Here is a 13906-nt window from a genome sequence, read left to right as displayed (position 1 = left end):
GAGCGGTCCGGCCTGCTCCGGAGGGACCGGCCGGGACGCGTCCACTGTGTGCGGGCTCACCCCGCCCGGGCCGCTCCGGCCGGGCTCAGGACACGCCCTCGCGGTGACGCAGGGCCAGCAGGGCGGCCTCGATACGGGATCCGATGCCCAGTTTTCTGGTCAGACTGGTGATGTGCGCTCGCAAAGTCCGTTCGGCGATACCCAGTCTGCGGGCCAGGATCCGGTTCGGCTGTCCGTCGGCCAGCAGGAGCCACACCTCGGCCTCCCGCTCGGTCAGCCGTGACAGATCGAGGTCACGTTCCGGTAATCCCGTGACCGACTTTTCCGGCATAACAGGTATATCGGAGTTCCTCAACAATCCCCCTCGGCAAAGGACCCGGCTTGGTCAGAGACCGGGTCAGTGGTCCGTGTAGCTGATTTCCGGCCGTCAGCCTACGTGAGGGGTCCGACATTGCGCTGTTGCATTTCCCGAACCGCAAAGGAGCGCCGACGGATTGCCTCCGTCGGCGCTCCTCGTGCGGGGCGGGTGTCAGCAGCCCTTGGTGATCTTCTTCAGGTGGTAGCGGGTGACGCTGAACTTCTTCTTGCCCTTGGTGCCACCGTTCGTCGTCAGACAGCGGGTGGTCTTCTGGCCGCCGCCGGCCTGGAAGTGGAGCTTGGCTCCGACCTTGTGGCTGCAGTGGTTGTTGAAGTAGACCGTGACCGAGTCGTAGCTCCCGTCGCCCCAGGAGTAGTTGGTGACCTTTCCTGCGGGCTTGGTGCACTTGATGCTCGCCCTCTTGACCGCCTGGGTGCTCGCCCCGGCGTCCTGGGGCACGGCCTGCGCGCCGCTCGCCAGCAGCACGGAGAACATGGTGGTGGAAATCGCCACCGCGGACAGGTTCTTCCAGCGACTCATCGTTCCCCCTGTTGTGCCCATGCCATGGGCACATGTCGTTTTCGAACAGTTCGAAAACATCCTCTGCGAGAGGCGCAGGAACGACAATTGCCACTTCAGGCGATGCCCGATGCGGCTACGACTTCAGGAGGACTCCGCGTACGGCGGGTGCGCCGCCGCCAGCTCCCGTACCTCCGCGCGGACGTCGCCCTCCTCGCGCACCGCGGCCCCGAACAGCACGGCGAGCCGGGCCATGTCGGCGTCGTCCATGCCCTGGGTGGTGACGGCCGCGGTCCCGAGCCGGATGCCCCGGGCGTCGCCGTACGGCAGGGCGCAGGTGTCCAGCACCAGGCCCGCGGCGGCGAGCCGGGCCCGGGCGGTGGGGCCGTCGACGCCGAGGGGGGCCGGGTCGGCGACGATCAGATGGGTGTCGGTGCCACCGGTGGTCACGTCGAAGCCCTCGGCCTCCAGACCGGCAGCCAGCACCCGGGCGTGGGCCACCACCCGATGGGCGTACCCCGCGAAGGCCGGCGCCGCAGCCTCGCCGAACGCGACGGCCTTCGCGGCCACCGTGTGCATCTGCGCGCCGCCCTGGGTGAAGGGGAAGACCGCGCGGTCGATCCGCTCCGCCAGTTCCGCGCCGCACAGGATCATGCCGCCGCGCGGCCCGCGCAGCACCTTGTGCGTGGTCGCGCAGACCACGTCCGCGTACGGCACGGGGCTCGGCGCCGCTCCCCCGGCGATCAGCCCCATCGGGTGCGCGGAGTCGGCGATGAGGTAGGCGCCCACCTCGTCGCAGATCTCCCGGAACAGCTGGTGGTCGGGGTGGCGCGGGTAGGAGATCGAGCCGCTGACGATCGCCTTGGGGCGGTGCGTGCGGGCCAGCGTGCGGACCTGGTCGTAGTCGATCAGACCGCTCTCGGAGTCGACCCCGTAACCGATGAACTCGAACCAGCGGCCGGAGAAGTTGGCGGGCGAGCCATGGGTGAGATGGCCGCCGTACGGGAGCCCCATCGCGAGGACCGTGTCACCGGGCCGCAGCAGCGCCGCGTACGCCGCGAGGACGGCCGACGATCCGGAGTGGGGCTGGACGTTGGCGTGCTCGGCGCCGAAGAGCGAGGTGGCGCGGCGGATCGCGATGCGTTCGGCGGCGTCCGCCTGCTCGCAGCCGCCGTGGTGGCGGTCGCCGGGGTAGCCCTCGGCGTACTTGTTGGCGAGCGGTGAGCCGAGGGCGGCCAGTACCGCGGGCGAGGTGAAGTTCTCCGCCGCGGTCAGCTGAAGGGTCTCGGACTGCCGGCGCAACTCCCCCGCCAGCACGTCGGCGATCTCCGGATCCTCCCGGAGCAGGGCGCCGAAGTCCTGCGGCAGCGCGGCGACGGCGGAGGGTGCGGCAGCGGTGGTGACCGGCATCGGGGGCTCCGGGCCTGGGGAGGGGTGGCGTCAGCTCCAATGTAGGCCCGCGAGGGGTCCGCTGCCCGCTGTCGCGGGCCGTCGTGCGCCCGTACGGGGCGGCGGGGGCGGCCAGGTCCTCAGCGCGGCGCCGAAACGCCCGTCAGTGCGGTGACGACCGGGTCCAGCGCCTGGTTGATCTCGTCGCCGACGGACCGGAAGAACGTGATGGGCGCGCCGTACGGGTCGTAGACCTCGTCGGCCTCGGCGGTCGGGGCCAGCAGCCAGCCGCGCAGCGCGGCGGCGGCGCGGACCAGCGCGCGGGCGCGTTCGACGACGCCCTCGTCGCGCGCGTCGGGCAGCGTCGCGGGGTCTATCGCCCGGACCAGCCGGGTGAACTCCTTGAGCGTGAAGGTCCGCAGTCCCGCGGAGTGGCCCATCGAGATCACCTGGGCCCGGTGGTCGCGGGTGGCGGTGAGCACCAGGTCGGCACGGATCACGTGCTCGTCCAGCAGCTCCCGGCCGACGAACCCGGTGGCGTCGGCGCCGAAGTCGGCGAGCACCACCTCGGCGTTGGCCTCCATCGGGGCGCCCTCGTGCCCCCAGGTGCCCGCGCTCTCCACGATCAGTCCGCCCTGCAGCGGGTCGCCGAGGCGGTCCACGAGGGCATGGCGGGTCAGCCGCTCGGTGATGGGCGAGCGGCAGACGTTGCCGGTGCTGACGTGGAGGATGCGGAAGGTGTCGGTCTGCCCCGCTATGCCACGCCCCTCAGGGGCGGTCAATTGGCCACCTCGAGGTCGGGTACCACCTTGCGCAGCTCCTCCGCGGAGAGCGCGCCGGCGCGCAGCAGGACCGGCACCTTGCCGGTGACGTCGACGATCGAGGACGGGACGATGCCCGGCGTCGGGCCGCCGTCGAGGTAGACGGAGACGGAGTCCCCGAGCATCTCCTGGGCGGCGTCGCAGTCCTCGGGAGACGGGTGTCCGGTGAGGTTGGCGCTGGAGACGGCCATCGGGCCGACCTCCGTGAGCAGTTCGATGGCGACCGGGTGCAGCGGCATCCGGATCGCGACGGTGCCGCGGGTGTCACCGAGGTCCCACTGGAGCGACGGCTGGTGCTTGGCCACGAGCGTCAGCGCGCCCGGCCAGAAGGCGTCCACCAGCTCCCACGCCTGCTCCGAGAAGTCGGTGACCAGGCCGTGCAGGGTGTTCGGCGAGCCGATGAGGACGGGCGTGGGCATGTTGCGGCCGCGGCCCTTGGCGGCCAGGAGGTCGACGACGCCCTCGGAACTGAAGGCGTCCGCACCGATCCCGTACACGGTGTCGGTGGGCAGCACGACCAGTTCGCCGCGGCGGACGGCGGACGCGGCCTCGCGCAGACCCGTCGTACGGTCCGTGGCGTCGTTGCAGTCGTATCGCCGTGCCATCAGCCGGCCTCCTCAAGCATGTACGGGTAGGGGTGGTCTGCACCGGTCACGGCATGGCCTTGCGGGCCGTGGCGAACCGGGGACGCCTGTTGAGGTCGGGGTGGTCGGCCGCGTCGGCCCAGCCACGCTCCTCGGTGAAGATCCACGGCACCTGGCCGCCCTGCGTGTCGGCGTGCTCGATGACGACGAGGCCGCCGGGGCGCAGCAGACGGTGGGCGGTGCGCTCGATGCCGCGGATGGTGTCGAGGCCGTCCTCGCCGGAGAAGAGGGCCATCTCCGGGTCGTGGTCACGGGCCTCGGGTGCCACGTACTCCCACTCGGTGAGCGGGATGTACGGCGGGTTGGAGATGACCAGGTCGACCTGGCCGTCGAGCTCGGGAAGGGCCGTCAGGGCGTCGCCGCGGTGCACGGTGACCCTGGAGTCCTCGGCGTTCTTCCTGGTCCATTTGAGGGCGTCCTCGGACAGCTCCACGGCGTGCACGCGCGAGCGCGGCACCTCCTGGGCCATGGCGAGGGCGATGGCGCCCGATCCGGTGCAGAGATCGACGATCAGCGGCTCGACGACGTCCATCGCGCGGACGGCGTCTATCGCCCAGCCGACGACCGACTCGGTCTCCGGCCTGGGCACGAAGACACCGGGTCCGACCTGGAGCTCCAGATAGCGGAAGAAGGCGCGTCCGGTGATGTGCTGGAGCGGTTCGCGGGCCTCGCGCCGGGCGATGGTCTCCCAGTAGCGGGCGTCGAAGTCGGTGTCCGGCACGTTGTGGAGTTCGCCCCGCTTGACGCCGTGCACGAACGCGGCTAGTTCCTCCGCGTCGAATCGCGGTGAAGGGACACCGGCGTCGGCCAGCCGCTGGGTGGCCTGGGCCACCTCGGCGAGCAGCAGGTTCATCGCGGTTCTCCGTACGGGTTCACGAGCGGTGCGGGGCTGTGGGGCTCAGGCTTATGCGGCGGCGAGCTTGGCTGCGGAGTCGGCGTCGACACAGGCCTGGATGACCGCGTCCAGATCCCCGTCGAGCACCTGGTCCAAGTTGTACGCCTTGAAGCCGACGCGGTGGTCCGAGATCCGGTTTTCCGGGAAGTTGTACGTACGGATCTTCTCGGACCGGTCGACCGTTCGCACCTGGCTGCGGCGTACGTCGGACGCTTCCTGCTCGGCGGCTTCCTGGGCCGCGGCGAGAAGCCTCGACCGCAGGATACGCATGGCCTGCTCCTTGTTCTGGAGCTGGCTCTTCTCGTTCTGGCAGGAGGCGACGACACCGGTGGGCAGGTGCGTGATGCGGACCGCGGAGTCGGTGGTGTTGACGGACTGGCCGCCGGGGCCGGACGAGCGGTAGACGTCGATCCGCAGGTCGTTGGCGTGGATCTCCACGTCGACCTCCTCGGCCTCGGGCGTGACCAGCACACCGGCGGCGGAGGTGTGGATGCGGCCCTGGGACTCGGTGGAGGGCACGCGCTGCACGCGGTGCACGCCGCCCTCGTACTTCATCCGGGCCCAGACGCCCTGGCCGGGCTCGGTGGCCCCGTTGCCGCCCTTGGTCTTGACGGCGACCTGGACGTCCTTGTAGCCGCCGAGCTCGGACTCGGTGGAGTCGATGATCTCGGTCTTCCAGCCGACGCGCTCGGCGTAGCGCAGGTACATGCGCAGCAGATCGCCGGCGAACAGGGCGGACTCGTCGCCGCCCGCGCCCGCCTTGATCTCCAGGAGCACGTCCTTGTCGTCGCTGGGGTCGCGGGGAACGAGCAGGAGGCGGAGCTTCTCGGTGAGCTCCTCGCGCTCCTTCTCCAGTTCCTTGACCTCGGCCGCGAAGTCGGGGTCGTCGGCGGCGAACTCGCGGGCGGTCTCGATGTCGTCGCCGGTCTGCTTCCAGGAGCGGTAGGTCGCGACGATCGGAGTCAGCTCGGCGTAGCGCTTGTTGAGCTTGCGCGCGTTCGCCTGGTCGGCGTGGACCGCGGGGTCCGCGAGCTTCTTCTCGAGATCGGACTGTTCGCCGATCAGTTCCTCGACCGCCTCGAACATCTTCGGGCTCCTGGTTTCTTCGCTCGTCGTGCCTGCCGGCAGGCGGATGCCTGACCGGGCGGGATACGGGGTGTCCGTACCCCGGCCGGAAAAAACGCCGGCCTCGGCGCCCCCGGAAAGAGGGCGCCAAGGACCGGCGCAGTGGCTCGCTACTTGCTGGCGGAGCCGGCGGCCTTGCCGAAGCGGGCCTCGAAGCGGGCCACACGGCCACCGGTGTCGAGGATCTTCTGCTTGCCCGTGTAGAACGGGTGGCACTCGGAGCAGACGTCCGCACGGATGGCGCCGCTGTCCAGGGTGGACCGGGTGGTGAACGACGCGCCACAGGTGCAGCTGACCTGGGTCTCGACGTACTGGGGGTGGATCTCGCGCTTCAAGGGTTTCTCCTAGGTTCGGGAGGGCGCCGGGTCGTACGCGCGGATTGCGCGTCCGTGAACCGGGGCCGACGTACCAGTCTGCCAGGACTGGCCGTATCTCCCAAAACGGGGGTCGGCCGCCCAGTATTCCCGGGCGTCCGGGATCACCGTGCGGTCCGGTCCGGGATCACTGGACGATCTGGCCCGCGTCGCCCTTGTCGCCCGCCGACTTCTCGGTGGCGGAGGCGGGGATCGGCCGGTCGTTCAGGAGCGCCGTCCACACCTGCTTGCCGGCCTTCTCCTGCGGAATGACACGGTTCGGGTCGGCCGGGTCGTACTCGACGGGCAGGGTCACCATGTGGACGTCGTTCGAGCCGAGCCCCTTGAGCCCGCTCGCGAAGGACGCGAGCTCCTTGACCGAGCCGAGGTCGGAGTCGGTGGTGATGGCCTTGGTCGCGGTGTCCGCGATGCCGTAGAGCTTGGTGCCGTTCAGGATGCCCACGCTCTTGGCCTGTTCCATCAGCGCCTTGATGAAGGCCTGCTGGAGCTGGATACGGCCGAGGTCGCTGCCGTCGCCGACGCTCTTGCGGGTACGGACCAGGCCGAGCGACTGCTCGCCGTTCAGTGTGTGGGTGCCGGGTTCGAGGTTCAGATGGCTCTTGGGGTCGTTGATCGCCTGCTTGGTGGTGATCTCGACACCGCCGAGCTTGTCGACCAGCTTCTTGAACCCGGTGAAGTCGACCTCGATGTAGTGGTCCATCCGGATCCCCGACATCGACTCGACGGTCTTGACCGCGCAGGCCGGTCCGCCGACCTCGTACGCGGTGTTGAACATCGCGCGCTGCTCCCCGGCGACGGGCTGTCCGCTCTCGTCGCCCGTGCACTCGGGCCGGGTGACGAGGGTGTCGCGCGGGATGGAGACGACGCTCGCCGTCTTGTGGCCCTTGTTGACGTGCACGACCATCGCGGTGTCGGAGCGCGCGCCGCCCTGGTCCTCGCCGTACTGGGAGTTGGCACCGGAACGGGAGTCGGAGCCGAGGACGAGGATGTCCTCGGAGCCGTTGTCGACGTTGTCGGGGCGGTCCTTGCCCAGCGCGTTGTTGATGTCGACGGCCTTGAGGTTGCCGTTGAGGTGGACGTACGCGTAGCCGAGCCCCGCTCCGCCCACGACGACCACGCCGGCCAGGCTCCAGGCGGCTATGACGGTCGCCCTGCGGCGACCGGACGGCTTCCTCCGGCGCTTGCCGGTGGCCCGTATTCGGCTGGCGCTCCCGCTCTGCTCGGTCATCCGTCTCCCTCGTTCCTCGGCTGCTCCCGGCTACCCCCTGCTGTGGTGTGCGGGTCTGAGTGCCGCTGTGTCGCTCTTGGGTTACGACGCGGCGGCGACAAGAAGGGTTGCACAGGGACCCGTGGCCTCCGGGTAAGCGGCGGGCCGGTGCGCGGGGTGCGGGAACAGCCGGTGATCCGGCGCTCACCTGCGGTTTCTTGCCGGATACAGGCAACCGGCCGGCGTCGCACGGCCCGCCGCCCGTGTGGCGAAGGTCTCGGACCGGCAACGGCACAGGGCCGCCCCCGGCACCGAAGTGGCGGGGGCGGCCCTGGGTACGGCTGCGGGGGCTTCGACTAGTCGTTGTTGCCCGGGGCCGGTGTCGTCTTCTGGATCTGGAGCAGGAACTCCGCGTTGGACTGGGTCTTCTTCATCCGGTCCAGGAGGAGCTCGATCGCCTGCTGCTGGTCGAGTGCGTGGAGCACCCGGCGCAGCTTCCAGGTAATCGCCAACTCGTCGCTGCCGAGCAGGATTTCTTCCTTACGGGTGCTGGACGCGTCGACGTCCACCGCGGGGAAGATGCGCTTGTCGGAGAGCTTGCGGTCGAGCTTGAGCTCCATGTTGCCGGTGCCCTTGAACTCCTCGAAGATCACCTCGTCCATGCGCGAGCCGGTCTCGACGAGCGCGGTGGCCAGGATGGTCAGCGAGCCGCCGTCCTCGATGTTGCGCGCCGCACCGAAGAAGCGCTTCGGCGGGTAGAGCGCGGTCGAGTCGACACCACCGGACAGGATGCGGCCGGAGGCCGGGGCGGCGAGGTTGTACGCGCGTCCCAGACGGGTGATCGAGTCCAGCAGGACGACCACGTCGTGACCCAGCTCGACGAGACGCTTGGCGCGCTCGATGGCCAGCTCGGCGACGGTGGTGTGGTCCTCGGCGGGACGGTCGAAGGTCGAGGAGATGACCTCGCCCTTCACCGACCGCTGCATGTCGGTGACCTCTTCCGGACGCTCGTCGACCAGGACGACCATCAGGTGGCACTCGGGGCTGTTGACCGTGATCGCGTTGGCGATCGCCTGCAGGATCATGGTCTTACCGGTCTTCGGCGGGGCCACGATCAGGCCTCGCTGGCCCTTGCCGATGGGGGCGACCAGGTCGATGATCCGCGTCGTCAGGACGTTGGAGTCGGTCTCCAGGCGGAGCCGGTCCTGCGGGTAGAGCGGCGTCAGCTTCTGGAACTCCGGGCGACCGCGGCCGGTTTCGGGCGCCATGCCGTTGACCGAGTCGAGGCGGACCAGCGCGTTGAACTTCTCGCGCCGCTCGCCGTCCTTGGGCTGGCGCACCGCGCCGGTGACGTGGTCACCCTTGCGCAGGCCGTTCTTGCGGACCTGGGCGAGCGAGACGTACACGTCGTTCGGGCCCGGCAGGTAGCCGGAGGTCCGGATGAACGCGTAGTTGTCGAGGATGTCCAGGATGCCCGCGACGGGGATCAGGACGTCGTCGTCGGTGACCGGCGGTGCGTCGCTCGCGAAGTCGTCACGCCCGCGACGGCCACGGCGGTCGCGGTAGCGGCCGCGGCGGCCACGGCGACCGCCCTCGTCGTCGAAGCCGTCGTCCTGCGGTCCGCCGCCGCCCTGCTGCCCCTGGTTGCCCTGGTTGCCCTGGTTCTGGCCACCCTGGCCACCGCCCTGACCGCCCTGGCGCTGGCGCTGACCGCCCTGGCCACCGCCCTGCTCGTCGCCCTTGCCGCGGCGGTCGCGCTGACGCTCGCGGCGGTCACCGCGCTCGCCCCGCTGTCCGCGGTCCTGACGGTCGCCACGACGGCCCTCGGCGTTGTCCGCGGCGGCTTCGGCCTTGGACTCGGAACGGTCCTCGGCAGCGGCCTCGTGCTTCGGCTCGTCCTGCGAGCGGTCCTTGGCCTGCGCCTTGGTGTCCGCCTTGGTGTCCGGGCTGCCCGCCTGCGCGGTCGCACGGCGGCGACGGCGCTCGCCCGTGGGCGGCTCGTCGCTGGCCGGCTGACCGGGGATGTCGATCTGCTGCTGGGCCGCGGCCTTCTCGGCGGGAGCGGCGGCCGGGGTGTCGTCCCCGGCGCCGGTGCGCGCCTTGGAGGTGGCCCGGCGCTTCGGCTTGGTCTCCGCCTCTTCGGCGGGGGCCGCGGCGGCCTTGGCCTTGGGGGCGGAGGAGCCGGCCTGGGCCTCCTTGATGACCTCGATCAGCTGGCTCTTGCGCATCCGCGCAGTGCCCTTGATGCCGAGGCCGGACGCGACCTGCTGCAGCTCGGCCAGGACCATGCCGTCAAGGCCGGTGCCGGAGCGGCGGCGCCGTGCGGTGGTGCCAGTGGCAGCACCTTCGGCGGGCGCGGCGCTGTCGACGCTCTTGTCGGCAGTCACGCCCATCAGATCGGTGGTGTCGCTCACGAAGGGTCCTTCCCTGGAGCGGACGTCGGCCTTCTGGCTCGGCGACCGGTTGTGCTGTCCGACTGCGGTCTTCGGTGCGGACCGTGCCGGGGCGGTGGTCCGCCGGGTAGGTACGGCGGAGAGATGAACGTGTGCATGGGCCCGGCGCGAGCATCCCCCTGCTCGGCCCACTCCTGGACAAGCGAGGGGTGTCGTGCCGGTTCCGGAGCGTGCTCGCAACTGCTCAGGCAGGCTGCTCAGGCAGTTGGGGAGGCTCCCGGAAGAAATGGTGGTCCCGGAAAGGGACACGAAGCAACGCGCCACATAGACGTCGGTTGCAGACTTGAGGTTAACACTACCGGCTCCAACAAACATTCCCCCTCTCATTCACCGGCAATCACTTCTCGCCTAAGGGGCGAGCGGCAGCACACTCGCGCCCTGGGCGTCGAGAGTGAGCCGGTTGGCCGCCCAGCCCTCGCCCGCCAGGCGTGCGACCTTGTCGGCCGCACCCGCCTCGGCCAGTGCCAGCACGGTCGGACCGGCACCGGAGATGACCGCGGGGACGCCGTCGGCGCGCAGCCGGTTCACGAGTTCCACGCTCTGCGGCATCGCCGGGGCGCGGTATTCCTGGTGGAGCCGGTCCTCGGTGGCCGTGAGCAGCAGTTCGGGGCGCCTGGTCAGGGCCTCGACGAGCAGCGCGGCGCGGCCGGCGTTGAAGGCCGCGTCGACGTGCGGGACGCTGCGCGGCAGCAGTCCGCGCGCCGTTTCGGTGAGTACCGGCTTGCCGGGGACGAAAACCACCGGAACGATGGAATCCGAGGGATCCATCCTGATGGCGCGGGCAGATCCGCCGTCCATCCAGGCGAGTGTGAATCCGCCGAGGAGACAGGCCGCGACATTGTCCGGGTGCCCCTCGATCTCGGTGGCGAGTTCCAGCAGGGCCGCGTCGTCGAGGCGGGCGTCACCGCCGGTCGTCACGGCGCGGGCGGCGACGATGCCGGCGCAGATGGCGGCGGAGGAGGAGCCGAGGCCGCGCCCGTGCGGGATGCGGTTGGCGCAGACGATCTCCAGGCCGCGGGGCTGTCCGCCGAGCAGGTCGAAGGCCGTGCGCAGGGAGCGTACGAGCAGGTGGCTCTCGTCGCGGGGCAGCGTGTCCGCGCCCTCGCCGGCGATGTCGATGTGCAGTCCGGAGTCGGCGACGCGGACGACGACGTCGTCGTACAGGCCGAGCGACAGGCCGAGGGCGTCGAAACCCGGGCCCAGGTTGGCGCTGGTTGCGGGGACGCGCACCCGGACGGCGGCGGCTCGGAAGGCGGGACCGGCCATCGCTCTGACGACTCTCCTTGTGAGGCGGCGGGGAATTCGAGGAGCTGCGAGGTATTCGGGGCTCTGTGCGGCTCTTCGGGTTCTGCTGGGACTGCGGTTTCCGGGGGTCTGCGGTCGTTTGGGGATTCTTGGGGATTCTTCGGGGTGATTGCGGCGGCGGGTATTGCCTGACCCCGGGAATGAGCCGACGGCCGCAACGACCCTGACACCCCGGCATATGAGGCGGGGCGGGTTGGGTACAGCTTATCGAAGGAAGGTTCTCCTCCGACATAGGGCGCACAGGAGGCGCACGATGCGTGTCGCACGCCTCCGATGCGCTCTCCGCCCCGAAAAGGGGCGTTTGAGCTCTTTCCGACGAACCGTCCGCGGCCGCGCCCGGGGACGGTGGTCCGGTCCGGGGGCGCGGCCGCGCTGCGGCGGGTGTCGCTACGCGAGGCCCAGCTTCTCCGCGGCGGCGACCGCGTCGACCGGGACGGTGACCGGCTGGGGGGCGCCGGCGACGGCCCAGTCCGGGTCCTTGAGGCCGTTGCCCGTGACCGTGCAGACGATCCGCTGGCCGCGGTCGACCTTGCCCTCTTCGGCGGCCTTGAGCAGACCGGCGACGGACGCGGCCGACGCGGGCTCCACGAAGACGCCCTCCTGGGAGGCCAACAGGCGGTAGGCGGACAGGATCTGCCGGTCCGTCACCTCGTCGATGAAGCCGCCCGACTCGTCGCGCGCGTTGAGCGCGAACTGCCAGGAGGCCGGGTTGCCGATCCGGATGGCGGTGGCGATCGTCGAGGGGTCCTTGACGATCTCGCCGCGCACGATGGGGGCGGAGCCGGAGGCCTGGAAGCCCCACATCCGCGGCTTGTGCGTGGACAGGCCGTCGACCGCGTACTCCGTGTACCCCTTCCAGTACGCGGTGATGTTGCCCGCGTTGCCGACCGGGAGGACGTGGATGTCCGGGGCGTCGCCGAGCGCGTCGACGATCTCGAAGGCGGCGGTCTTCTGGCCCTCGATGCGGACCGGGTTGACCGAATTGACCAGCGCCACCGGGTAGTTGTCCGAGAGCGAGCGGGCCAGCGTCAGACAGTCGTCGAAGTTGCCGTCGACCTGGAGGATCTTGGCGCCGTGGACGAGCGCCTGGCCCATCTTGCCGAGCGCGATCTTGCCCTGCGGCACGAGCACGGCGCAGACCATTCCGGCCCGCACCGCGTACGCGGCGGCGGAGGCGGAGGTGTTGCCGGTGGAGGCGCAGATGACGGCCTGCGCGCCCTCCTCCTTGGCCCGGGTGATGGCCATCGTCATGCCGCGGTCCTTGAAGGACCCGGTGGGGTTGGCGCCCTCGACCTTGAGGTGCACCTCGCAGCCCGTGCGCTCGGAGAGGACCTGAGCGGGTACGAGCGGCGTACCGCCCTCACGGAGCGTGACGACAGGCGTTGTGCTCGTGACCGGCAGACGGTCCCGGTACTCCTCGATGATGCCGCGCCACTGGTGGGTGCCCTTGGTGGTCATGGGTCCTTACTCCCCTTCAACACGCATGATGCTGGCGACACCGCGCACGGTGTCGAGCTTGCGCAGCGCCTCGACGGTCCCGGAAAGGGCTGCGTCGGGCGCGCGGTGGGTGACGACGACGAGCGAAGCCTCGCCGCGTGCGTCCTGTCGGCCTTGCTGGCGGACCGTATCGATCGATACGCCCTGTTCGGCGAAGACCGTCGCGACCTGGGCGAGTACGCCAGGCTTGTCGGCCACGTCGAGGCTGATGTGGTACCGCGTGACGACGTCGCCCATGGGGCTCACCGGCAGACGCGTGTACGCGGACTCACCGGGGCCGGGGGCCTCGTTGAGTTTGTTGCGGCAGACCGCGACGAGGTCGCCGAGGACCGCGGAAGCGGTCGGTGCGCCACCGGCGCCGGGGCCGTAGAACATCAGCTGCCCGGCGGCCTCGGCCTCGACGAACACCGCGTTGTACGCCTCGCGGACGGAGGCCAGCGGGTGGCTGAGCGGGATCATCGCGGGGTGCACGCGGGCCGTGACCGACTGCCCGTCGGCGGCGCGCTCGCAGATGGCGAGGAGCTTGACGGTGCAGCCCATGCGGCGGGCGGAGGCGATGTCGGCGGCGGTGACCTCGGTGATGCCCTCGCGGTGCACGTCGCCGATCCTCACCCGGGTGTGGAAGGCGATTCCGGCGAGGATGGCGGCCTTGGCGGCGGCGTCGAAGCCCTCGACGTCGGCGGTCGGGTCGGCCTCCGCGTAGCCGAGGGCGGTGGCCTCGTCGAGCGCCTCGGAGTAACCGGCGCCGCTCGTGTCCATCTTGTCGAGGATGAAGTTCGTGGTGCCGTTGACGATGCCGAGGACCCGGTTGACCTTGTCGCCCGCGAGGGACTCGCGCAGCGGCCGGACGAGCGGGATGGCGCCGGCGACGGCGGCCTCGTAGTAGAGGTCCCGGCCGTGCTGCTCGGCGGCGGCGTGCAGGGCCGCGCCGTCCTCGGCGAGCAGCGCCTTGTTGGCGGAGACGACGCTCGCGCCGTGCTCGAAGGCGGTGGTGATCAGGGTGCGGGCGGGCTCGATGCCGCCGATGACCTCGATGACGACGTCGATGTCGCCCCGTTTGACCAGGGCGGTCGCATCGGTGGTGACCAGTGCGGGGTCGATGCCCTCACGCACTTTGGAGGGCCGGCGCACGGCGACTCCGGCGAGCTCCACCGGTGCGCCGATGCGCGCGGCGAGGTCGTCGGCGTGCGTCGTCATGATGCGGGCCACCTCTGAGCCGACCACTCCACAGCCCAGCAGCGCCACCTTCAGCGGACGCGTACGCATCATCCGACCTCGTTTCCTTTACATCTGATGTGTGAACCAGTCTCACTCACCGG

General features: G+C 70.5%; 13 protein-coding genes. All 13 read right to left on the bottom strand.

Annotated elements, in window-relative coordinates; all coding sequences use genetic code 11:
- Positions 1-85: 85 nt before the first annotated feature.
- Positions 86-331 (bottom strand): helix-turn-helix domain-containing protein, encoded by a 246-nt coding sequence (locus OG408_RS27380; RefSeq protein WP_266782904.1) that lies wholly within the window; start codon positions 329-331, stop codon positions 86-88.
- A 198-nt stretch (positions 332-529) separates the two neighbouring features.
- Positions 530-898: a hypothetical protein gene (locus tag OG408_RS27375; RefSeq protein WP_326672500.1), complete on the bottom strand. Its 369-nt coding sequence runs from the start codon at positions 896-898 to the stop codon at positions 530-532.
- Between the two features lie 123 nt (positions 899-1021).
- On the bottom strand, positions 1022-2287 hold the full coding sequence (glyA, locus tag OG408_RS27370) for a serine hydroxymethyltransferase (RefSeq protein WP_326672499.1): 1266 nt from the start codon (positions 2285-2287) through the stop codon (positions 1022-1024).
- 119 nt (positions 2288-2406) lie between these two features.
- Positions 2407-3048, bottom strand: coding sequence for an arsenate reductase/protein-tyrosine-phosphatase family protein (locus tag OG408_RS27365; protein WP_266782898.1), 642 nt, complete (start codon positions 3046-3048; stop codon positions 2407-2409).
- Positions 3045-3692, bottom strand: coding sequence for an L-threonylcarbamoyladenylate synthase (locus OG408_RS27360; protein WP_266782896.1), 648 nt, complete (start codon positions 3690-3692; stop codon positions 3045-3047). Before OG408_RS27360 ends, OG408_RS27365 begins: the two co-directional genes overlap by 4 nt.
- A 46-nt stretch (positions 3693-3738) precedes the next feature.
- Positions 3739-4584, bottom strand: coding sequence for a peptide chain release factor N(5)-glutamine methyltransferase (prmC, locus tag OG408_RS27355; RefSeq protein WP_266782894.1), 846 nt, complete (start codon positions 4582-4584; stop codon positions 3739-3741).
- Between the two features lie 51 nt (positions 4585-4635).
- Positions 4636-5712 (bottom strand): peptide chain release factor 1, encoded by a 1077-nt coding sequence (gene prfA, locus OG408_RS27350; RefSeq protein WP_266782892.1) that lies wholly within the window; start codon positions 5710-5712, stop codon positions 4636-4638.
- A 149-nt stretch (positions 5713-5861) separates the two neighbouring features.
- Complete coding sequence (gene rpmE / locus OG408_RS27345; protein ID WP_123461667.1) at positions 5862-6086, bottom strand: 50S ribosomal protein L31; 225 nt, start codon at positions 6084-6086, stop codon at positions 5862-5864.
- Between the two features lie 166 nt (positions 6087-6252).
- Positions 6253-7353 carry an LCP family protein gene (locus OG408_RS27340; protein ID WP_266782890.1) on the bottom strand — a complete coding sequence of 367 codons (1101 nt, stop codon included), beginning with the start codon at positions 7351-7353 and terminating at the stop codon, positions 6253-6255.
- A gap of 335 nt (positions 7354-7688) precedes the next feature.
- Complete coding sequence (gene rho, locus OG408_RS27335; RefSeq protein WP_266782888.1) at positions 7689-9746, bottom strand: transcription termination factor Rho; 2058 nt, start codon at positions 9744-9746, stop codon at positions 7689-7691.
- A 387-nt stretch (positions 9747-10133) separates the two neighbouring features.
- The gene (thrB, locus tag OG408_RS27330) at positions 10134-11051 is read right to left on the bottom strand and encodes a homoserine kinase (RefSeq protein ID WP_266782862.1); all 918 of its coding nucleotides are present in this window, start codon (positions 11049-11051) and stop codon (positions 10134-10136) included.
- A gap of 426 nt (positions 11052-11477) precedes the next feature.
- Positions 11478-12548, bottom strand: coding sequence for a threonine synthase (gene thrC, locus OG408_RS27325; protein WP_266782860.1), 1071 nt, complete (start codon positions 12546-12548; stop codon positions 11478-11480).
- 6 nt (positions 12549-12554) lie between these two features.
- A complete protein-coding gene (locus tag OG408_RS27320; RefSeq protein ID WP_266782858.1) occupies positions 12555-13856 on the bottom strand; it encodes a homoserine dehydrogenase in 1302 nt (433 codons plus the stop codon).
- Positions 13857-13906 lie beyond the last annotated feature (50 nt).

Source organism: Streptomyces sp. NBC_01257, from assembly GCF_035917255.1.
Taxonomy (GTDB): Bacteria; Actinomycetota; Actinomycetes; order Streptomycetales; family Streptomycetaceae; genus Streptomyces.
The sequence above is the reverse complement of the archived record's forward strand: the minus strand, read 5'-3'. Positions and strand labels throughout refer to the sequence as shown.